Source organism: Bacillus testis (genome assembly GCF_001243895.1).
In the GTDB taxonomy this organism is placed as follows: Bacteria; Bacillota; Bacilli; order Bacillales; family DSM-1321; genus Bacillus_AD; species Bacillus_AD testis.
The window spans coordinates 891,727-912,347 of record NZ_LN851186.1; the positions used below are offsets into that span (position 1 = coordinate 891,727).

Below are 20,621 nucleotides of genomic sequence, written 5' to 3' on the forward strand. Positions count from 1 at the left end.
AATGACCTTATTTACTACAATAAAAGTTGTTATCGTTTGTTTAAGTACATCACTTAACAATCTTGCATTCAGAACATTCGCCTACCAATGGCTTCAATTTTTCATTCCTTTTGCACCTTTACCTCTTCCTTTTCTCCCTCATAAACTGCTAGCACAACTTAATTAAAATTGTTTTCATATAAAAAGAAGGGATTAAACATTGTGGATGCAAAGAAAACCATGAACACTGAGCAAGTTTCATTTTAGCTCACAGTTTGTACGTCCCTAAACGGTCACTTCTGTTTTTCGCCTAATTATCTAAATTGTTTGCAAATTAGGATGAGGATTTGCATAAGATAGATTAATACATTAGAAGCCAAGTCTTTGGGAAAGTGATTTTGACAGAAATTGAATAAGGGGAGGGAAGATGACATGTCGGCTGATGAACAACACCAGTTTGTAGTATCAAAGGAAGATTGGTCCCTCCATCGCAAAGGATTTGATGATCAGCAGCGCCATCAAGAAAAAGTCCAGGAAGCGATTAAGAATAATTTACCTGATCTTGTTTCTGAAGAAAGCATTATTATGTCGAATGGGACAGATGTAATTAAGATTCCCATCCGTTCCTTGGATGAATTTAAGATTCGTTATAATTATGATAAGAATAAGCATGTTGGACAGGGCGATGGAGAAAGCCAGATCGGCGATGTTGTGGCAAGGGATGGTTCGCCGGCACAGAAGGCCCCCGGCAAAGGCCAAGGGGCAGGAGACCAAGCGGGCGAGGATTATTATGAAGCGGAAATCTCGCTGCTCGAATTAGAGGAAGTGCTATTCAGCCAATTAGAATTGCCTAACCTGCAAAAGAAAGAAATGGCAGACCAAACGGTCGAGCATATTGAATTTAATGATATACGAAAAACAGGATTAATGGGCAATATCGATAAGAAAAAAACGATGTTTGCAGCATTCAAACGCAATGCTTTAACAGGAAAGCCCGGTTTTTATCCGATCGTGCAGGAGGATTTGAAGTTTAAGACATGGAATGAAATTATTAAACCAGATTCCAAAGCGGTCGTCCTTGCTATGATGGATACGTCAGGTTCGATGGGATTATGGGAGAAGTATATGGCCAGGAGCTTTTTCTTCTGGATGACTCGCTTTTTGCGCACGAAATATGAAAGTGTTGAAATCGAGTTTATCGCTCATCACACGGAGGCAAAGGTTGTATCCGAGGAGGATTTCTTCTCAAAAGGGGAAAGTGGAGGGACAATTTGTTCTTCAGTCTACCGAAAGGCATTAGAAATCATTGATGGAAAATATGAACCATCCAAATATAATATTTATCCGTTTCATTTCTCTGACGGGGACAATTTAACATCCGACAATGCCCGTTGTGTCAAGCTTGTAGAAGAAATTATGAAACGCTCCAATATGTTCGGGTATGGGGAGGTCAATCAATATAACCGTCACTCTACTTTGATGAGTGCTTATAAAAATCTAAAAAATGAAAAATTTTATTATTACATTTTAAAACAAAAAAGCGATGTATTTCATGCGATGAAAAGCTTTTTTCACAAAGATGAGCAGGCCGTTCATGCTTAAGGAGAGGGAATCCTCTTCTTTTTTTGCGTTTAATCACTCTATATTTCATGGAAATAGTATTGTTCAATAGATAAATATTTTGATTTTTCAAACGATTGGTGATATGATAAGTGAAAATCTTCAGAGAGGGGCACTTGATTATGGAGGCTAATCCTTGTCATTATACTATTAATATTATTTTAATATGAGGCTGAAAAGCTAGATAACCCTATGCTTATAGACATTCAGAGTTTATTTTGTGATGCTGTGAGCAAAGCGTTCTGGCAGTTCAGTAACCCAAAACCGATAATCGGTTTTTTATTTGAAATAATAATATTGAATATTCAGTTAATTTAACAAAGGAGTGTCCATCATGACTAAAAGGGAAAAGTACGTTGAACTATTATATAAGGCCTCGACTGGTATTGCGAATGCCGTCTTAGTTACTTTGGGAATCGGCTTACTGCTTGAATCAGTGGGGGGTTATCTGCATTGGGATGTATTGCTGGCTGTCGGGGGAGCTGCAAAAGTGTTGCTCGCACCGGCTTTGGGAGCCGGGATTGCCTACCAGCTGGGCGGAAATTCCCTTGTGATCTTTAGTGCAATGGCCAGCGGTGCGGTCGGAGGAGCGGCCATTCAACGTACTGCTGAAGGGTTCACATTGGTGACCGGGCAGCCCATTTCGGCAGTCCTTGCAGCAGCTCTTGCCACTTACATCGGGATTAAAATCACCGGGAAAACAAAGCTTGATATTATGGCTATTCCTTTGGGAGCGGTGCTTGTCGGCGGAGTTTCAGGTGTCTACTTGGCAAAAGTGACTACTCCTTTATTGAATTGGATTTCAAGCCAAATTACAGAATCTGTCCAAGGATCGCCTGTTCTTGGCAGCATAGTGATTGCTTTAGTGTTCAGTTTGTTATTAATGACACCCGCGTCTTCCGCTGCATTGGCTATTGCCCTTCAGCTTGACCCGGTATCAAGTGCGGCAGCGTTGATCGGTTGTACGGTCCAATTTGTTGGTTTTACATATATGTCTCGCAAGGACAATGATTTTGGAGGATTTTTAGCCCAAGCTGTTATAACGCCTAAAGTCCAATTCCCGAATTTAATCAAAAATCCTTTGTACCTTATCCCTCCTTTTGTAGCTGCAGCCATCAGCGCGCCGGTTGCGACGATGGTGTTTCACTTCCAGACTACATATGAACTTGCAGGGATGGGGTTGAGTTCAATGATTGCCCCTATCAGTATTTTGATGACCCAAGGGTTCCAAGTATTTTTGGTGTATGTAGGAGCAGGTATGATTTTACCTGGGCTTATAACGCTTGCCTTGCATAGAAGCTTAAAAATGATGGGAAAAGTCAATGCTGGAGATCTTCATTTAGAAGTCCAATAATGATGAACCAAAGAATGCCCGGATGCTTAAGGAGCGTCCGGGCATTCTTTGATTTAGATGATGGCATCTATAATTAATGCACCGCCAAATGCAATGAAAGATAATACAGTCTCCAAGATGGTCCATGTCTTAAAGGTTTCTTTAACTGATAAGCCAAGATATTCTTTGACCATCCAGAAACCGGCGTCATTTACATGGGAGAACATTAAGGAACCTGCCCCTGTAACGATGACAAGCAGTTCAAGGTTCACACCGGACATGGAAGCGATGATAGGCGATACGATTCCAGCTGCTGTTGTAAGCGCAACTGTGGCAGAACCTGTAGCAATCCGGATAAGCCCTGCAATCAAGAAAGCTAGAACTAGCGGAGATAAAGATAAATTTTGAGCCATTGTTCCGATGGAATCGGCTACACCGCTGTCTATTAAAATCTGTTTGAATCCTCCGCCTGCGCCGATGATTAGAATAATCGATCCGACCGGCAAAAAGCATTCATCCACTAAATTCTTAAGATCACTGCCATCTTTTCCTTGTCTGAACGCCAATAAATCCATGGCAATAAAGCAAGATAATAAAAGAGCAATCAGCGGACTTCCTAGGAATAGGATGAAATGCTCGATTCCTTTAGGCAGGGAAAGATATGGAGCCACTGAACCGAATATCATCAGGATAATAGGCATTAGGATTGTCAGGAAAGAAACTCCTGTGCTAGGCAATTTTTCTGACAATGCATCATTTTCAACAGTCACCAATCCTGGTTGGCCAACAGGAACCACCTTTTTCTGTATATACTTCGCAAATAAAGGCCCACCAATAATCCCTGTTGGCAAAGCGATGATCAATGAGTAAATCAAAACCTTCCCAAGGTCTGCATTATAAATGCTGATGGCTGCAATTGCCCCTGGATGAGGCGGAACCAGTCCGTGGACAATGGATAGTCCTGCAATGGCCGGCAAAGCAATGAGTAATATATTTTTCTTTGTCGCATTTTGGATGGAAATGACTAAAGGCAACAAAATAAGAATCCCGACCTCAAAGAAAACAGGTATACCGATGATAAAGCCTGCGAAGAACATTGCCCAAGGGAGTTTCTTTTCGCCAAAAATCCGAATGAAGAATTTGGCGATTTGCAAACCAGCTCCCGAACTGGCCAATAATTTCCCCAAAATTGTTCCCAAGGCTAGAATCCCGACTAAATGACCAAGTGTTCCCCCTACACCTGTTTCATAGGCGCTTACAATTTTAGTGAATGGCATCCCTGTTACGATGGCCAGGAATAGACTGGCGACCAATAAACTGATGAAAGCGTGCCATTTAAATACAGACACACCGATGATAACGATTACAATCGATGCTAATGTGACCAGTAATAAATACCAATCCACTTTAATCCCCCCTTGATCGTATGAAAAGAATAGTCCTGAAAACTGCATACGTTTCAGGCGACAAATTCCTTTTCCTGAATCTAATGTAAAATTCTATTCTAAAAAAGTATAACAATGATCCGCAGAAATTTGCATTTTTCTGCCTCATGTAGAAAATAAAGAGAAAAAGTGGCGCGGATTTAGATTGGGCATTTCTGCATTTTCTATATAAAAATAGTTGTTTTTTGTAAGCGGATGCATAAGAAAAGCAAACATGATATTTTACGGAAGGCAGGATAGTAGGATAAGATAATTATGGAAGTTCAGTAGGAATCGAATAGAACAGAGATAGAGAGTTGGCTGATACAGCCATTTGATCGATTCTTATTCTGTTAAACAGTTATAAGGCAGATAAGATGTTTGTCTTACAATCAGATCTATTGAGACGGTTGGCAAATTGCCATATTCATATGAGAAATCCATTAAACGGGGGTGCTATCCAATAATGGGATAGTCGGTCTACGGAAGAAAGGGGATTGCAAAGATGGGAACGAAATATGTCATAGGGGTGGATATGGGAACCACCAGCACAAAGGCTGTGTTATTCAAAAAAGACGGAACTGTTATAGATCGAGCTGCAGCTGATTATCCATTGATGTCACCTACGCCAGATACAGCGGAACAGGAACCCGAAGCTATTTTTGCGGCCGTAGTCATGACGATTAAAGATGTTGTGAAGTCGAGCGGGGTGGATCCAGCCGATGTGCTATGCGTTTCATTCAGTTCGGCCATGCATAGCGTCATTGCTGTTGATCAAGAAGGAAACCTTCTGACTAAATGCATCACATGGGCAGATAATAGAAGCGCAGGCTGGGCTGAAAAGATAAAGAAAGAGCTCGGTGGCCATGAGATTTATATGCGTACAGGCACACCGATCCATCCAATGTCTCCTTTATCTAAAATTACGTGGCTACGTTATGAGAAGCAAGCTATTTTTGAAAAGGCTTATAAATTTATTTCGATAAAAGAGTATGTTTTTTATCGTTTATTCAATCAGTATGTAATTGATTATTCAATTGCCTCTGCAACCGGTTTATTCAATTTGGAAAAACTGGCATGGGACAAAGGTGCGCTTGAAGTAGCGGGAATTCAAGCAGAGCAATTGTCGACGCCTGTTCCGACTACGTATAAAATGGTAGGGCTGAATCCAGAATACGCCAAGGAAATGAATCTAGCGCAAGAGACTCCATTTATTGTGGGGGCAAGTGATGGGGTGCTCTCAAATCTTGGCGTCAATGCCATTGAACCAGGGGTCGTGGCAGTAACTGTCGGAACAAGCGGTGCAATCCGTGCAGTAACTAATAAACCTGTGACCGATCCAAAAGGACGGATTTTTTGTTATGCACTGACCGAGAATCATTGGGTTATCGGCGGTCCTGTGAATAACGGCGGTATGATTCTGCGCTGGGCCCGCGATCAATTGGCAGTAACGCAATCAGAAGAAGCCAAACGGACTGGCAAGAATCCGTATGACGCCTTGAGTGAAATGGCAGGGTCAGTCCCCCCTGGTGCCGAGGGATTGATTTTCCATCCTTATTTAGCAGGTGAACGTGCACCTCTATGGGATGCAAATGCTCGCGGTTCTTTCTTTGGATTAGGTTTACATCACCAGAAGAAACATTTGATCCGGGCAGTGATGGAAGGGGTCGTATTTAATCTATATACGGTTCTGCTTGCTCTCGAGGAACTGATCGGCCAGCCGACACGCATCCACGCCACTGGCGGTTTTTCCCGTTCAAGCCTTTGGAGACAGATGATGGCCGATATTTTTAATCAGGAACTGTTCGTGCCAGAAAGCTTTGAAAGCTCTTGCCTCGGGGCGGTCATCCTTGGCCTTTACAGCGTGGGCGAGGTAGATTCGTTGGATGTTGTCAAGGATATGGTAGGGTCTGACCACCATCATGTACCGAATGAAAAGAATGTGGAGATCTATCAAGAGATGATTCCTATGTTCATCAGCCTTTCACGCCTTTTGACGGACCAATATGCAGAGATGGCGGCGTTCCAGAAGAAATGGGTCCATTGAACCCGGGAAATAGGCTATATAAAGTGACGCTTTAAACCGTGAAGCAGTCATTCCTCGCCAGTCATTCATTGAACCAAGCTTGTTTTCATACGATCACTTAATCACCCATATTTCTTCGCCTTCCGCTTTCATATGGATGGGGAGCAGAGCTGGTTAAAAAAAGGAAAAAGTCCGGATCATCCGGGCTTTTTTTGCTGAATTGACTGATTTTAAGAAAAATTTAAGTATTGCGTACGGTTGTTCTTAAGAAAAGAAGGCTAGACTGTTCCTATTAGTAGATTGGGAACGGGAGAGGAAAAGAGATGAAAACGAAGGTATATGGTTTTTTCATCATCGTATTGCTGCTATGTATGGCAACACCAAATATACGGACATTTATGATGGGAAAATGGGCATTTGAAAATGATCAGGAGGATATAGAAACAGTCCAAACAATAGGAAATAATAGTGTAATGAAGAATCCGGCAGCCGCTTCTACTATCGACATTACTGGCGAGGCCGCGATTTTAATGGAGGAGAATACAGGAAAGATCCTTTATGCTAAAAATGAACATAAGCGGCTTTATCCAGCGAGCACCACCAAGATTATGACGGCTTTGCTGGCGTTAGAAAATGGCGATTTAAGCGAAAAAGTGAAGGTAGGAGAAGAAGTGGAGCTAAAAGAAAAGGGAGAGAGTACTGCATTTTTGCGAAAAGGCCAGACTATGACCTTAGAGCAGCTTTTACAAGGATTGATGCTTCCTTCCGGCAATGATGCGGCACGGACGATCAGTATTTATATTGCCCGAAAAGTCAGCGGTAACAAAGAAATGTCCAATCAGAAGGCAATGGCCTATTTTGCCAAGCTTATGAATGCGAAAGCAAAAAAAGTGGGTGCGCGGGATACTCATTTTGTGAATCCGAATGGCCTGCATTCGGATGGCCATTACTCTACTGCCTATGATCTTGCAAAAATCGCTCAGACCGCTATGAAAAATAAAGATTTTAAGAAGATCGTGACTCGGGACGAATATTCCGATAGGTCGGTCACATACAAAAATACAAATAAATTACTGAGTCCTGACAGTGCTTATTACTATCAAGGGGCAAATGGAATTAAAACGGGGTTCACCGATCAAGCAGGATCTTGTTTGGTTTCATCAGCCGTGCATGAGCAGACGCATCTCGTAGCAGTCGTCTTGAAGTCGACAAAAGCGGATATCTGGAAAGATTCGGTTACATTGCTCGACAATGGATTTTCAAAAATAACGGCAAGCAGATAAGGCTCTTTATTCAAAGGAAAAAGGGGCAATCAGCTGATAAAGATTGTTGGATTTTTCACATGGTTGATAAGAAAAGATTGTTTATTGACTATCCATTTGCTAAAGTTATAGTAGCGTTTTCAGCTAAACTTTAATCAAACTGGAGAATGTGAATGAACAGGATCGAGAAGCGCAAGCGTAAGAAAAAGAAAATTGTACTATGTGTGATTTTGATTATAACTCTGTTAATTCTATTGCCTACAGCCTATTTTGCTTGGGATTATTACAAAAGCTACAGTGATGCCAGAAAAGAATCAAGCTTAAAGCAAGAGGATATTACTTTCAATGGAGACGCATTCAAAGGAAAAATGAATGTATTGCTGGTTGGTGTGGATTCAAGGGGAGAAGATGCTTCAAACTCCGATTCCATGATGATTGCCCAATATGATACCGATACGAAGAAGGCTAAGCTTGTGTCCCTTATGAGGGATATGTATGTCGATGTACCGGGAAAAGATAAGAAATATAAATTGAATGCCGCCTATCTGATGGGTGGGCCAGAACTGCTGCGTAAGACAATTAAAGAAAATTTTGATATAGATTTAAACTATTATGCGATTCTCGATTTTAATGGCTTCATTAAAGGAATTGATAAAGCTTTTCCGGATGGCATTGAGGTCAACGTCGAGCATGAAATGTCTGAAGGAATCTGGGTCACATTGGAACCGGGCGTCCAACGGCTCCACGGAAAAGAGCTTCTGGGGTTTGCACGCTTCCGGAAAGATGCCCAAAGTGATTTCGGAAGGGTCAAGCGCCAACAGGAAGTGATTGAAGCGATCACCAAGGAAATGGTCAGTGTGCACGGTGTGACAAAATTGCCTGGAATTATCGGGACGATTCAGCCATATTTTGCAACCAATATCAGTAAAACGCGGATGATATCGGTGTTAACTTCGTTCTTGATGAGTGATGATCAAACAATCGATAAATTGACCGTTCCAGTAGAAGACAGCTATGAAGAAAAGGCATTGCCTGAGCGCAATAATATGCAAGTGTTGGAAATCGATGTGGAAAAGAATAAAAAGGCATTGGAAGATTTCCTTGAATAAGAAAAAACCGCAGCCTATTACGGTACTGCGGTTTTTGGTTTTAAAACGGCGCGTGGTGGAATAGATTAGGATGTACAGTTTTTCGTTTGCCTGTTCCATTAAAAGGAAAACGACTCCCTTGCCGGTGAAAAAAAGGGTAGTTAATTGATTTTGTTCGGTTATAATGGTGATGAAAAAGCAGCAGATCGCCATTGCTAAAAATAATCAACAATGAAAATTCAGATATAAATAAAAAGCAGGTGAACGATATGATAGTAGAATGCATTGTACAGAATGAAAAAGATGCCATTGAGGCAGAGCGGCTGGGAATCGATCGTTTAGAACTAGTTTCGGCTATTTCAGAAGGCGGTTTGACTCCTAGTTACGGAATTATTAAGCGAGTGATTGAAAATGTATCTATCCCGGTACAGGTAATGGTCCGCCCGCACAGCTACGGATTCGAATACGATGAAAGCGATTGGCATAGTATTCGTGAGGATTTGCTGGCGCTTCAAGATTTGGGTGCGAGAGGAATCGTATTCGGCTGTACGAAGAATGGGGAAGTTGATCAAGCGCTGTTGGAAAAAGTGATTGCCACTGTACCTGAGTTTGACATCACATTCCATCGGGCATTCGATCATTTGACCCATCAAGCGGACGGCTTGGAAGTGCTTTGCGAATATCGCGGCCATATCCGCCGTATTTTAACGTCGGGCGGGAAAGAAACAGCTGTCGCCGGCCGTGAACAGCTACAGCAATTGATGACGCTATCCGATGTGTGGCATGGTCCAGCTATTTTGATCGGTTCCGGTGTACAGCCAAGCAATATTGGCGACCTGCATGCTTTTTTACAAGGAAGCGAATACCATTTGGGAACAGGATTCCGCATAGACGGATCTTTTGCGAATGGTTTGGACGAAGCAAAAGTGCGGACTGTATTGGATGCACTTAAAACTAAATCATTCCGATAAGGAGAAGGCACCTCAACAAGGTGCCTTTTTTTGTGCGTCGGCTAAAAGTTGCCGCTATCTGCCATCCCTATTTATAATGAAAGAATGCAATAGTCTGTTAATTAATTGTGTACGAAAGGAAGCTATTGTGGGGAGGGAAAGAAATGAAAGCGATAAAATTATTAGTACTCGTTCCATTCATAGGCTATCTTGGTTTTTTGCCTTGGGCGAATACAATCGAGCCTTATGTGCTAGGGATGCCTTTTTTCTTATTTTGGCTTCTTCTCTGGATGGTTCTTTCGCCTGTTTTAATAGGGATTGTGTATGTATTGGACCCGGATAACAAAAAGGGGGGAGATTCATGAATTTGCCTTTAATCATCATTGCCTTTTTTTTGCTGCTTGCTTTATATCTCGGCATCCGTTCGTCTAGGGGGAGAGATATGGACATGGAGCAGTGGACAGTAGGGGGACGGGGGTTCGGTACCTTCATTGTGTTTTTTTTGATTGCTGGAGAAGTTTACACGACCTTCACCTTATTGGGCGGCAGTGGCTGGGCTTATTCCCGCGGAGCGGCAGCCTATTATGTACCGGCCTATATTTTTCTTGCGTACATTTTATCTTACTGGCTGGCGCCAAAAATTTGGACATATTGCAAAGAGCATAAGCTGATATCCCAGCCTGACTTTTTTGCATCCAAATACAACAGTACGGCTCTCGGCGTCCTGGCGGCAATCGTAGGCTGCATTGCATTGGTTCCGTACGTGGTCATTCAATTCAGGGGCCTCGGCATCATTGTGTCCCAATCTTCCTACGGCAGCATCAGCCCAGGTTGGGCCAGCGCCATAGGGGCAATCGTAGTGACCATATATGTGATGGTTTCAGGTATTCATGGTTCGGCCTGGACGTCTATTATGAAAGACTTTTTAATTGTATTGGTCGTTCTGTTTCTTGGTATCTATATTCCTATGCATTATTTTGGCGGGATTCGTCCCTTATTCGACAGTATCGAAGCGGCAAAACCAGAATTGCTGACACTTTCGCAAGAAGGCTTCAGCCCATCGTGGTTCATCTCGACCGTGTTGTTCAATGCCATCGGGTTTTATATCATGCCTACTTCTTTTATGGTGATCTTGTCTGCCAAAAATGAAAGAAATCTCCGGAAGAATGCAATCACCTTGCCGATTTATACGATTATGCTATTATTTATTTTCTTTATCGGCTTCTCGGCAATCACAATCATTCCCGGTTTAGAGGGAGCTGACGGAGATTTGGCGCTGCTGAAAATTGCCATTAAGACTTTTGATCCCTGGGTGATCGGGATAATTGGAGCAGCTGGTTTATTGACAGCCCTGGTGCCTACGTCTGTCATGCTGATGTCTACTGCAGCCGGCCTTACGCAAAATGTTTATAAAGTTATCTTTCCGAAGTCAACGGATAAAACCCTTTTGATTGTCTCTAAACTGTTGATTCTATGCATGTCGTCGATTGCTGTCTATTTTGCGGTGAAAGGCGGGGAAGCCATGGCTATCTTGAATATTATGAGCTATAGTCTGATCATTCAGATGGCGCCTTCTCTGTTTTTCAGTTTTATGAAAAAGAACAGAATGACGAAACAAGGGGTCATAACCGGAATATTGGCAGGAGAAGCCACAGTCCTGTATATGACACTGTCGGGCACTACGCTGAAACAGTTGCTTCCTGATTTTCCGGCTTGGGTGACAGATATCAACAGTTCATTCCTTGCTTTATTGTTAAATGTACTTGTGATGATTGCGGTTAGTATCTTTACGCACAAGCAAAGCATGGATGCCGGGGGCCGGGTGACCGTGTCTTCGTAACGAGTCTTTGAATCAAACGGCTGGGCACGAAGCACGGAATCTACTACATATAGAATGGTTGCTTTCCGCGGGGCGGGCGGCAAAGTGCTTGTGGAATCGCGCCCATCCCACTATTCTAAGCAGGGATTTGCTTCAGTCCCATGCTATTTAAAGAGTATAATGACCCATCAAAAAGCCAGCATCGAACATTACTTGGCAAAATTCGATGCTGGCTTTTTGGAATGGAATGTACTAATAAAATCAGTTTTGTACGTCGCTAAACGCGCCCTTCCGCTTTTTTCTATCTTGAAACAAATGGATTGTTTGTTACCCAGAAGCGGTATGGATAGTGTTTGGCTTCGCCGCTGTTGTCGATGCCGATACGCGGGCCGGTGGATATATGGCTGGGAAGGTATCCGGATGCGATATATAATGACGATGCATAAAATGTGTGGCCGTAATCAGCCATGGTAATATTCATGGCTTTGGTCAATTTTCCCGGCCCGTTGGTCAGTTTTTTGGGGTCCGTCATATTGCGGCGTTTTTTCATTCGTTCTATACCGGTGAATGGCTCGATTGCCCTAATCAGCACAGCTTCAGGGCGTTCATGTTCGGCGCTGACCACATTGACGAGACAATGGGTATGCATCACGTAGGTATAAATATGGCCGGGATGATTGAACATGATTTCAGTCCGCTTGGTACGGCGGTTATTAAAGCTGTGGGCAGCGCGGTCTTCGGGGCCGAGGTATGCTTCTGTTTCGACGATGAAACCGGAAGTGATGCCATCGTCGCTTTCTTTCACCAACAGGCACCCCAATAGTGATTTAGCTAACTCTAATGTTGGCTGGAGGTAAAAATCGGAAGGCAATACTTCGGGGACCAATTGTTTTGGTCCCCATTCATTTTTTCCGCTCATGTTGCACGTTCCCCTCATCGTTTCATTTTTTAAAACACTATTTCTTTATATTCCCTTTATACCTTACATTTAAAACACAATGCCTATATAACGAAACACTGGTTGAAAAAAGGAAACACTAGCGTATTTTACAGAAACACTGTTTTTCATTTCGTTCTTCTCTTTGATTTTGTATGAAAAATTCTCTAAGAAACCTTGTCAGCATTGACTGCTTTTTGATCCCATCCCAACTGGCGTTAAGACTTCAATTTCAACGAATTGATGGGGAATGAATGAAAACCCCACGGAGTAAAGCTTCACGGAATGTGGCAAGCACTCTTAAAAAGTTGGCACGCAGCTTGCATATTAAAAGAGCGTAAAGAAAATTCAGCCTTTCGAACCAGGCATTTATTATAGGATCTATACGAAGTAGCGTAAAGGCTGTATCTAAGTGGAGGGGTGGAAATAGAGATGAATATTTTGTTGGTTTGTTCAGCTGGGATGTCAACGAGCATGCTGGTATCAAAAATGGAAAAGGCTGCGGAAGCCAAAGGCATTACCGCTAAAATTTGGGCCGTATCGGGAGACGCTGCCAAAGCAAATATTGATGAAGCGGATGTTCTTTTGCTGGGGCCTCAAGTCCGGTTTTTATTGAAACAAATGAAAGGGCTTGCAGAGCCAAAAGGGGTCAAGGTCGATGTGATTAATCCTATGGACTACGGCATGATGGACGGTGCAAAAGTACTTGAGCAAGCGCTCACTCTTGCTGGATCCTGATCGTAAAGTCAAAAATCGATGGAAAAGAGGGATGATGGGCCATGATGAATTTTATGGAGAAATATATACTTCCCGGGGCCACGAAGCTCGGGAACCAGCGGCATCTGTTAGCTGTTCGTGATGCCTTGATTGGAATGTTGGCCATAACGATGGTCGGCGCGTTCGCTGTATTGATCAATAACTTGGGGGGCGCTATTAAACCCTATGATAAAATGATGCTTACGCTTTTCGGAGATAACTACCGCCAACTCGGTGGCGACATTTGGTTCGGAACACTGGCTTTCATGACAATCTTTGCGGTAGTGGGGATTGCCTATAAATTAGCGCGCTCGTATGACGATGATGGCTTTGAAGCCATGCTTGTGGCTTTGTCTTGCTTCTTCGTTGTATCACCAAGCGTCGCTAACATCACTTTGACGATAAGCGGCAAAGAAGTCACTGGAACTTCAGGCAATTTCTTTGGGATTTCTTATGTGAACTCGACCGCATTGTTTACTGGCATTATTATCGCTTTATTGGCAACGGAATTGTTTGTTCGGCTTTCAAAAGTAAAATACTTGGTCATTAAATTGCCAGATGGCGTTCCGCCGGCAGTTTCCCGGTCTTTTGCAAAATTATTTCCTGGAATGATCACTATTTTCATATTCGGTCTTGTCAGCTTGCTGTTCCGGATGGCTACAAACGGTGAATATTTCCACGATTGGATAAACAGAATCTTGGTTGCTCCACTGACCAATTCTGCTGATTCATTGCCATTTGCCCTTGCTCTTGGACTGTTGATCCATTTATTCTGGATGCTTGGCCTCCATGGCCCGAACATTCTTGGAGGCATTACCACACCGCTATTTACGAAACTCGGAACCGAAAATACTGATATGTATGCAGCGGGAGTGTCCAATATGGATAAATACCATGTTATGGCGGGTCCTTTCTTCGACGCTTTCGTTTTCCTCGGCGGTTCGGGCGCCACACTTGGCTTATTGATTTCACTCTGGATCGCATCGAAGAAACGAAAACAAATGGTGGCGCTAGGGTTGCCGCCAGGTATATTCCAAATCAATGAACCGGTTCTGTTTGGTATGCCGATTGTCCTGAATCCGATTTGGGCAATCCCGTTCATTCTTACGCCGCTTGTTTTAACGGCAATCTCTTATTTGGCTATATCGCTTCATTTAGTGTATCCGGTCGTTACGACAATCCCGTGGGTCACGCCTGCTGTATTTGGAGGCTGGCTAGCGACAGGAGGGCATGTATCAGGGGCGGTGCTTGCCGCTATCAACTTGATTATATCCATTGTGATTTATCTGCCGTTCGTGATGATCCAGGAACGGATGGACCAGAAAAAGATAAACAAGGCGAAAGACGGCGGCCAGGCTGCTTAATTGTATAGTCATAGCATTGATTAATAGATTCCATCTTATCAAAAAAAGAGGGCTCTATTCCCAAGAAATAGACTGCTCCCCGTCATAGGATAGCAAAGGCAAGGATGGGGAGCCATCAAAAATAGACTACACTATTTTATATAAAGGAGGAGACCTCATGACAGCATCTGTCTCAGTAGACCAAATCGCTTTTCAATTGATTCTTCACAGTGGCAATGCACGCAGCAGTATCATGGAAGCCATGTATCTGGCGCGCGAAGGGAAGATTGGGGAAGCAAAGGAAAAGGTGGAATCTGCCAAAGGTGAATTGAATGAAGCGCATCGCACACAGACTTCTCTTATCCAGGCTGAAGCGAACGGAGAGAAGAATGATGTGACAATTTTGATGGTTCATGCACAAGATCATCTAATGACAACAATCACGGTTAAAGAATTGGCTGAAGAAATTATCTTCTTACACGAAAAGATGGCGAAAGAATAAGAGTGTCTGATTTTAAGAGGGAAGCCGCAATTGTATCTCTTCTTTCTTCATTGATCAGGGCCTAACCGGCGGCAAGACGGATAAGGATAAGCGGGAGATCAAGAGCCCGTAAGCACTCGGGTTGGTTCACCGAATCATGGGTGGGGGATAAATGAACCCCCCACTGATTTTATAAAGGAGGCAGTTCTAATGAGAAACGGCATTAAAGTAGTGACGATAGGCGGGGGATCCAGTTATACACCGGAGCTTGTGGAAGGGTTTATTAAACGGTATGATGAATTCCCGGTAACGGAATTATGGCTTGTTGATATTGAGGCAGGCAAGGAAAAGTTACATATTGTTGGAGAACTGGCGAAACGGATGGTTGAAAAGGCAGGGGTGCCGATGGACATCCATTTGACATTGAACCGGCGGGAAGCGTTGAAGAATGCCGATTTCGTAACGACACAAATGAGGATCGGACAAATTGATGCGCGGATATTGGATGAAAAAATCCCATTGAAATATGATGTGATCGGCCAAGAAACGAACGGGCCAGGGGGCTTATTTAAAGCTCTACGGACCATTCCTGTTGTATTGGATATCGTCAAAGACATGGAGGAATTATGTCCCAAAGCGTGGCTGATCAATTTTGCCAATCCGGCTGGAATGGTAACAGAAGCTGTACTCCGGTATTCCAATTTCCGTCGGGTTGTAGGTTTGTGCAATGTACCGATTCATATCCGAATGAATATTGCTGAGTGGTTGGGAGTGGAAAGTGACCGTGTCCATGTGGATTTTGCCGGTTTGAATCATATGGTGTTCGGCTTGCATGTATATCTGGATGGCAAGGAAGTCACCAAAGAAGTGATTGAGAAACTGACTGCCAAAGACCAGGATATGACGATGCAAAATATCGCTTCGCTTGACTGGGAGCCCGAATTTATTAAGGCGCTGCAGGCAATACCTTGCCCTTATCATCGTTACTATTATAAAACGCGTGAAATGCTGGAAGAAGAAAAGAAAGAAGCAGCCGAGAATGGATGCCGCGGTGAAGTGGTCAAAAAGCTGGAAGCTGAATTATTCGACTTATATAAAGACCCAGAGTTGGATATTAAACCACCCCAGCTGGAAAAGCGGGGAGGCGCCTATTATAGTGATGCGGCCTGCAGCCTAATGGCGAGCATCTATAATAATAAAGGGGATATCCAACCGGTCAATACCCGTAATAATGGAGCAATCGCCAGTATTCCGGATGACTCAGCCGTCGAGGTTAATTGTGTCATTACAAAGGATGGCCCTAAGCCGATGGCCGTTGGGGATTTGCCGGTGCCTGTACGAGGATTGGTTCAACAAATAAAATCTTTTGAGCGTACGGCCTGTGAAGCGGCGGTAACCGGAGATTACTCTACAGCCTTGTTGGCTATGGCCATTAATCCATTGGTGCCTTCAGATGTCGTTGCTAAACAAATACTCGATGAAATGCTAGAGGCACATAAAGAGTATCTGCCCCAGTTTGCCAGAAAGCTAGAAACGGTAGAGTAATCTATTCAACGAAAGCCATAATCAAGACACAGAGACAAATCATAGGGCATTGGCATGGGAAGGAGAAAATGGCATTGATTAAAGTCATTATAAATGGGGATGATTTTGGTTATTCAAAAGGGGTCAATTACGGCATAATAGATGCCCACCGCTATGGGATTTTAAATTCGGCTACCATGATGATGAACATGAAGGAAGTAGACCATGCTTTTGAACTTGCATCCAAGTATCCCAATTTGGCTCTTGGCGTCCACTTGGTTCTTACAGCAGGCGCCCCGATTTTAACCGATGGCGTCGGGTCGTTGATTGGTAAAGATGGATGCTTTAAGAAAAAGAATTCCATACAGGAATCCTTTGATTTGGATCCAATAGAAGTCGAAAGAGAATGGACGGCACAGATTGAACGATTTTTAGCCTCCGGCAGACATCTTTCCCATCTTGACAGCCACCATCACGTCCACATGTTGCCGGAATTGCAGGAAGTGACGCGCCGGCTTTCCCGGATCTATCATGTTCCTGTCAGAAGGGGTGGAGAAAAAGGGATTGAAGGAGTGAGTATGTTTTCGGATGTGAGTCTTTTTCACTTCTATGATCAAGGTGTATCTCCTGGCTTTTTTGCCTCTATTCCGCAATGGGCAGAGGACGGCCAGACAGTGGAAATAATGTGCCACCCGGCTTATCTGGATGCACCCTTGTTTAAGGGGGCGTCTTATGTACTGCCCCGGCTAAAGGAACTAGAGGTTTTGATGGCTGCTGAATTGCCGGATTCTTGCGAGTTAGTGAAGTTTGATTATTATTAAACTTATTGAATGGTTAAACAGAAGGGGAATCTTAGACAATAGAATTCCTCTTGCTATTACACTCTTCCCGTCACGTATTGTCTAATCTGCCGTTAAATAGAAAACTGGGCAGATCGGCCACACCCCAGCCAGAAAGAAAGAAGCATGTTGAACATACAGCATGCTTCTTTCTTATCCTTCTCCTCAAACTATGATTTTTCTTGCTTGTGGTACATGTAAGAAACGGCGATTCCAATTAAAAAGCCTATGACAGTTCCTATACTAACTGTAAATACTAGAAAGCTTGGCTTGAAAAGGATGCCAATAATGACGCCGATCGTACAACCAAAAATCATCCCTAGTGGTAGTACACTTTGAATGCCTTTTGAGTACTTCATATTTCATATCCTTTCTATTTTACTTGGATAGCATGATTGGTATCTCTACTGTTTAAATTTTTCTAAGCTAGCATTGTCTCAGTCTTTTAGAACACCTCCCATGAACGTAGGAAGGTGTTTTTTATATGTTGCCTCAAACTTTTTTCAGAGGAACTACCTCATCGTTTTTTAGGAAAATATCCATGATATAACAGATTTCATCATCTGGAATATTGATTTGATAGTGGGATTCCAATGAAGCCAGACATTGCTTGGTTTTCATGTATAAACGGTAATTCATGGTGATATGCTCTTCTTTATTGGTGAAATTAGCTAGTGGAAGCCTTTGCTGCAAGCGGTCGACCATGCAGCTGATATGAAGTACGATGCCCATAAGGCTGTCTATGTTCACGAATTTATTCGCCTCATTCTGCAGCCCTTGTAGAGCGATCCGGATGGAGTTGACCAAATGGCTGCCATCTGTGATGTTCAGCGTTTCCTCCAAGGTATCCGCCATCCGTATATAAGCTTCTTCGATGGTGATTAGTTCTTGGATCGTTTTAGTGGCTGTCATAGAAAGCACGTCTTTTAGATGGAATGTCAGGAATGGGGCTTCTATGTCAAAGTTGCAGACAATGCATAGGATATTGCGTTCTCTTGAAATTTTATGGAGCATTGACTGTAATTCGTGGCGGTCGAAGATGGAAATGGGTATAATATCAACTATTTCTTGATCGTAATGCAAATAATTCTCAAGCATCGACTTAATGGCAATGGCGCTTCCTTCGCCAGTGAGGCAAGCCGTTAATATCACGGACTTAAGCATCGGCTTTTCTCCATTATGCTCATTTTTTGTCTGTACATAAAAAGTAGTAAGGTTTTTGACGTCATGGTAAAGCTCTTCCAAACCGTAGCCTATCTGGGCTTTTCGTGAAGCTTCGAGGACATGGGCGGTGCTGACCATCGAGATGACCCGGACCGGGATGTGGAATTCTTTCTCGATCATTTCGCCAATGAAAGCCAATGAACCCATATCAATCAAAAGGAGGATGCCGGCTGGCTGCTCGGAGGAGCTGACATATTCCCTGACCCTGTCCAAAAATTCTTTAGGATCTTCATGTAAAGGCATATCGATTCCTGTTGCCATATCGGCATTCAATAAATGGTTGGTTACAGATGCCATTTCTTTGGCAATGCCGTTTCCATGTGCAAGCACAATGACTTTTGTAAAGTCAGTATCACGGCTTTTATTGTCGATGACGAAAAACATCGTAAAAAAAGCAATTTCGTCAAAAGGGATATCGATGTTGAATTCGTCTTCAATCCATTTAATGCATTCAGTCGCCAGATTGAATTGGTGTTTATAGGTGCTCCGAATCGTATGGATATTTGGATGATAGATCGGTTTGCCAGACTTAATGCGTTGCAGTAACGCTTGAATATGGAGGCAAAGCCCGGTGATCATATTTTCATCAAGATTTCGTTTCAGTGTCGTTTCGGCAAGCATCATGATCCGTTCGCTGATCATGATGATCTCGGGAGCTACAATTTTCAACAGATGCTCTTTTGACATTTTTTTATTGATTGTCTGCAGATAGGCGGTAAAGTAATTGTGGATATCATTCTCCATCAAAAGCGCCAGTTCTTCATAATCAAGGCCTCTACTCTTCAATTCATTGTATTTCTGGTCAATCTGTTCATAGATGGAGATAGAAGAAGTGTGGGATTGGGTCATAAGCCCTTCCGTACTGCTGAATATATAGGCTTCATCGAACAGTTTGATACCGTGCTTTGTTTTCTTCTCGATGAATAACCCTTCACGGATATACCAATTCAGCTCTGTTGAGTAGATTTGAATCGCACTTTTTTTCCCTGTTATATAATCGGCATATGCTTTGGCGCAGGCGAGTTGGATATCTGCCTTTAGCTGTCCGATATTATTCGGGCAGGGATAGAACAAGAAGCAGCGCATTGAATTGGAGCTGACATGGATGTCTTTGCCGATCCGTTTACTTTCTTCCGTAAAAAAGCGCTGAATCAATAAAAAACGTTCCTCTCTCGTCCGGTTCTTCAACGGAGGCAGGGTAATCACCATTGGGATGCGCCGATTAAAGGTATGGAGAAGCGTGGAATCTGGGTTTTCGGTTGTCGCACATATGATGAGCACATTTGCTTTTCGTTTATTCTCCGTATCACCTAAGCGGCGGAAAAAACCATGGTCGATAAAAGTGAATAACATTTCCTGCCCTTCAGGTGTAAGCCGATGGACTTCATCAAGAAAAAGAATTCCGCCGCTTGCTTTTTCTAATAAGCCTATTTGTTCAGCTGCCCCCGTATAGGCGCCTTTTTTAACCCCGAATAATTGTCCAAGCAACAGCTGAGGATTATTTGCATAATCGGCACAGTTAAAAACGATGAAAGGGGCATTGTCCGCTAATCTGCCTGATTGGACTGCAAAAGTGTGCATAATACTGGCGAACAAAGATTTACCTACGCCTGTTTCACCTAGCAGAAGGGTATGCATTCCATTCGGAGGATAAAGGATTGCCGATTTCGCCTGGTCCAACGCAGGTTGGAGGCTTTTATTATCTGTATAGTACAGATCCATTAATGCTTCCTGGCTTTTGAAAGCTGGCTTAGGATCAGAACTACTCCTTTTTAGGGAAAAACATACTGGACGTGTAGTTGTTTTGGTTAAAGCGCCTTCCTTGACCAGTGTATTTAAATCATTGCTCACGTTTGCCCGGTTCATTTGTAGAAGTTCTGCCAATTCGTGGGTGGTGAATGTTGTATTATTTCCATAGTGCTGATGAATGGTCTGCAGAATATGGTCCTTGCGTTTCATCAACATCATCCCCTTTAAGGTTTTCATAATGATTATAGTATACAATATTTTCTAAGA

Annotated in this window: 17 protein-coding genes; 13 read left to right on the forward strand and 4 right to left on the reverse strand. The window is 43.0% G+C overall.

Annotated features, from left to right (window positions below; genetic code table 11):
• Positions 1-411 precede the first annotated feature (411 nt).
• Positions 412-1,581: a sporulation protein YhbH gene (gene yhbH / locus BN1765_RS04950; protein ID WP_050614088.1), complete on the forward strand. Its 1,170-nt coding sequence runs from the start codon at positions 412-414 to the stop codon at positions 1,579-1,581.
• Positions 1,582-1,933: 352 nt separating this feature from the next.
• Positions 1,934-2,953: a PTS sugar transporter subunit IIC gene (locus BN1765_RS04955; protein WP_050614089.1), complete on the forward strand. Its 1,020-nt coding sequence runs from the start codon at positions 1,934-1,936 to the stop codon at positions 2,951-2,953.
• Between the two features lie 53 nt (positions 2,954-3,006).
• Here the strand turns inward: BN1765_RS04955 and BN1765_RS04960 are convergent, their stop codons facing one another.
• Entirely contained in the window at positions 3,007-4,338 is a 1,332-nt protein-coding gene (locus BN1765_RS04960) for a GntT/GntP/DsdX family permease (protein WP_050614090.1), read from the reverse strand.
• A gap of 523 nt (positions 4,339-4,861) precedes the next feature.
• Here BN1765_RS04960 and gntK point away from each other — a divergent pair.
• The 6 genes from gntK to BN1765_RS04990 all read left to right on the forward strand — a co-directional run bounded on the left by gntK (position 4,862) and on the right by BN1765_RS04990 (position 11,522).
• Complete coding sequence (gene gntK / locus BN1765_RS04965) at positions 4,862-6,403, forward strand: gluconokinase (RefSeq protein WP_050614091.1); 1,542 nt, start codon at positions 4,862-4,864, stop codon at positions 6,401-6,403.
• Between the two features lie 302 nt (positions 6,404-6,705).
• A complete protein-coding gene (locus BN1765_RS04970) occupies positions 6,706-7,665 on the forward strand; it encodes a D-alanyl-D-alanine carboxypeptidase family protein (protein ID WP_050614092.1) in 960 nt (319 codons plus the stop codon).
• Positions 7,666-7,817: 152 nt separating this feature from the next.
• A complete protein-coding gene (locus BN1765_RS04975; RefSeq protein ID WP_050614093.1) occupies positions 7,818-8,753 on the forward strand; it encodes an LCP family protein in 936 nt (311 codons plus the stop codon).
• Positions 8,754-9,001: 248 nt separating this feature from the next.
• Complete coding sequence (locus tag BN1765_RS04980) at positions 9,002-9,703, forward strand: copper homeostasis protein CutC (RefSeq protein ID WP_050614094.1); 702 nt, start codon at positions 9,002-9,004, stop codon at positions 9,701-9,703.
• Between the two features lie 143 nt (positions 9,704-9,846).
• A complete protein-coding gene (locus BN1765_RS04985) occupies positions 9,847-10,047 on the forward strand; it encodes a DUF3311 domain-containing protein (RefSeq protein ID WP_050614095.1) in 201 nt (66 codons plus the stop codon).
• Complete coding sequence (locus tag BN1765_RS04990; protein WP_050614096.1) at positions 10,044-11,522, forward strand: sodium:solute symporter family protein; 1,479 nt, start codon at positions 10,044-10,046, stop codon at positions 11,520-11,522. Before BN1765_RS04985 ends, BN1765_RS04990 begins: the two co-directional genes overlap by 4 nt.
• A 280-nt stretch (positions 11,523-11,802) precedes the next feature.
• Here the strand turns inward: BN1765_RS04990 and BN1765_RS04995 are convergent, their stop codons facing one another.
• The gene (locus BN1765_RS04995; protein WP_050614097.1) at positions 11,803-12,420 is read right to left on the reverse strand and encodes a DNA-3-methyladenine glycosylase; all 618 of its coding nucleotides are present in this window, start codon (positions 12,418-12,420) and stop codon (positions 11,803-11,805) included.
• 450 nt (positions 12,421-12,870) lie between these two features.
• Between BN1765_RS04995 and BN1765_RS05000 the strand changes: the two genes are divergently transcribed.
• The 5 genes from BN1765_RS05000 (at position 12,871) to chbG (ending at position 17,363) form a co-directional block, all read left to right on the forward strand.
• Entirely contained in the window at positions 12,871-13,176 is a 306-nt protein-coding gene (locus tag BN1765_RS05000; RefSeq protein ID WP_050614098.1) for a PTS sugar transporter subunit IIB, read from the forward strand.
• Between the two features lie 41 nt (positions 13,177-13,217).
• The gene (locus tag BN1765_RS05005) at positions 13,218-14,558 is read left to right on the forward strand and encodes a PTS sugar transporter subunit IIC (RefSeq protein ID WP_050614099.1); all 1,341 of its coding nucleotides are present in this window, start codon (positions 13,218-13,220) and stop codon (positions 14,556-14,558) included.
• A gap of 157 nt (positions 14,559-14,715) precedes the next feature.
• Positions 14,716-15,039, forward strand: a complete 324-nt coding sequence (locus tag BN1765_RS05010; protein ID WP_050614100.1) for a PTS sugar transporter subunit IIA — start codon at positions 14,716-14,718, stop codon at positions 15,037-15,039.
• A 189-nt stretch (positions 15,040-15,228) separates the two neighbouring features.
• Positions 15,229-16,563 carry a 6-phospho-beta-glucosidase gene (locus BN1765_RS05015; protein WP_050614101.1) on the forward strand — a complete coding sequence of 445 codons (1,335 nt, stop codon included), beginning with the start codon at positions 15,229-15,231 and terminating at the stop codon, positions 16,561-16,563.
• Between the two features lie 74 nt (positions 16,564-16,637).
• Positions 16,638-17,363, forward strand: a complete 726-nt coding sequence (gene chbG, locus BN1765_RS05020) for a chitin disaccharide deacetylase (RefSeq protein WP_050616676.1) — start codon at positions 16,638-16,640, stop codon at positions 17,361-17,363.
• A 188-nt stretch (positions 17,364-17,551) separates the two neighbouring features.
• On the opposite strand, the gene BN1765_RS05025 is transcribed toward chbG, so the two are convergent.
• Positions 17,552-17,740 carry a hypothetical protein gene (locus BN1765_RS05025; RefSeq protein WP_050614102.1) on the reverse strand — a complete coding sequence of 63 codons (189 nt, stop codon included), beginning with the start codon at positions 17,738-17,740 and terminating at the stop codon, positions 17,552-17,554.
• Positions 17,741-17,873: 133 nt separating this feature from the next.
• Positions 17,874-20,564, reverse strand: a complete 2,691-nt coding sequence (locus BN1765_RS05030; RefSeq protein ID WP_050614103.1) for a sigma-54-dependent transcriptional regulator — start codon at positions 20,562-20,564, stop codon at positions 17,874-17,876.
• Positions 20,565-20,621: the final 57 nt, after the last annotated feature.

What these genes read in the sequence shown, in the direction of transcription:
- yhbH (WP_050614088.1), top strand. Translation starts at nt 412, where the DNA reads ATGTCGGCTGATGAACAACACCAGTTTGTAGTATCAAAGGAAGATTGG.
- BN1765_RS04955 (WP_050614089.1), top strand. Translation starts at nt 1,934, where the DNA reads ATGACTAAAAGGGAAAAGTACGTTGAACTATTATATAAGGCCTCGACT.
- gntK (WP_050614091.1), top strand. Translation starts at nt 4,862, where the DNA reads ATGGGAACGAAATATGTCATAGGGGTGGATATGGGAACCACCAGCACA.
- BN1765_RS04970 (WP_050614092.1), top strand. Translation starts at nt 6,706, where the DNA reads ATGAAAACGAAGGTATATGGTTTTTTCATCATCGTATTGCTGCTATGT.
- BN1765_RS04975 (WP_050614093.1), top strand. Translation starts at nt 7,818, where the DNA reads ATGAACAGGATCGAGAAGCGCAAGCGTAAGAAAAAGAAAATTGTACTA.
- BN1765_RS04980 (WP_050614094.1), top strand. Translation starts at nt 9,002, where the DNA reads ATGATAGTAGAATGCATTGTACAGAATGAAAAAGATGCCATTGAGGCA.
- BN1765_RS04985 (WP_050614095.1), top strand. Translation starts at nt 9,847, where the DNA reads ATGAAAGCGATAAAATTATTAGTACTCGTTCCATTCATAGGCTATCTT.
- BN1765_RS04990 (WP_050614096.1), top strand. Translation starts at nt 10,044, where the DNA reads ATGAATTTGCCTTTAATCATCATTGCCTTTTTTTTGCTGCTTGCTTTA.
- BN1765_RS04995 (WP_050614097.1), bottom strand. Translation starts at nt 12,420, where the DNA reads ATGAGCGGAAAAAATGAATGGGGACCAAAACAATTGGTCCCCGAAGTA.
- BN1765_RS05000 (WP_050614098.1), top strand. Translation starts at nt 12,871, where the DNA reads ATGAATATTTTGTTGGTTTGTTCAGCTGGGATGTCAACGAGCATGCTG.
- BN1765_RS05005 (WP_050614099.1), top strand. Translation starts at nt 13,218, where the DNA reads ATGATGAATTTTATGGAGAAATATATACTTCCCGGGGCCACGAAGCTC.
- BN1765_RS05010 (WP_050614100.1), top strand. Translation starts at nt 14,716, where the DNA reads ATGACAGCATCTGTCTCAGTAGACCAAATCGCTTTTCAATTGATTCTT.
- BN1765_RS05015 (WP_050614101.1), top strand. Translation starts at nt 15,229, where the DNA reads ATGAGAAACGGCATTAAAGTAGTGACGATAGGCGGGGGATCCAGTTAT.
- BN1765_RS05025 (WP_050614102.1), bottom strand. Translation starts at nt 17,740, where the DNA reads ATGAAGTACTCAAAAGGCATTCAAAGTGTACTACCACTAGGGATGATT.
- BN1765_RS05030 (WP_050614103.1), bottom strand. Translation starts at nt 20,564, where the DNA reads ATGAAACGCAAGGACCATATTCTGCAGACCATTCATCAGCACTATGGA.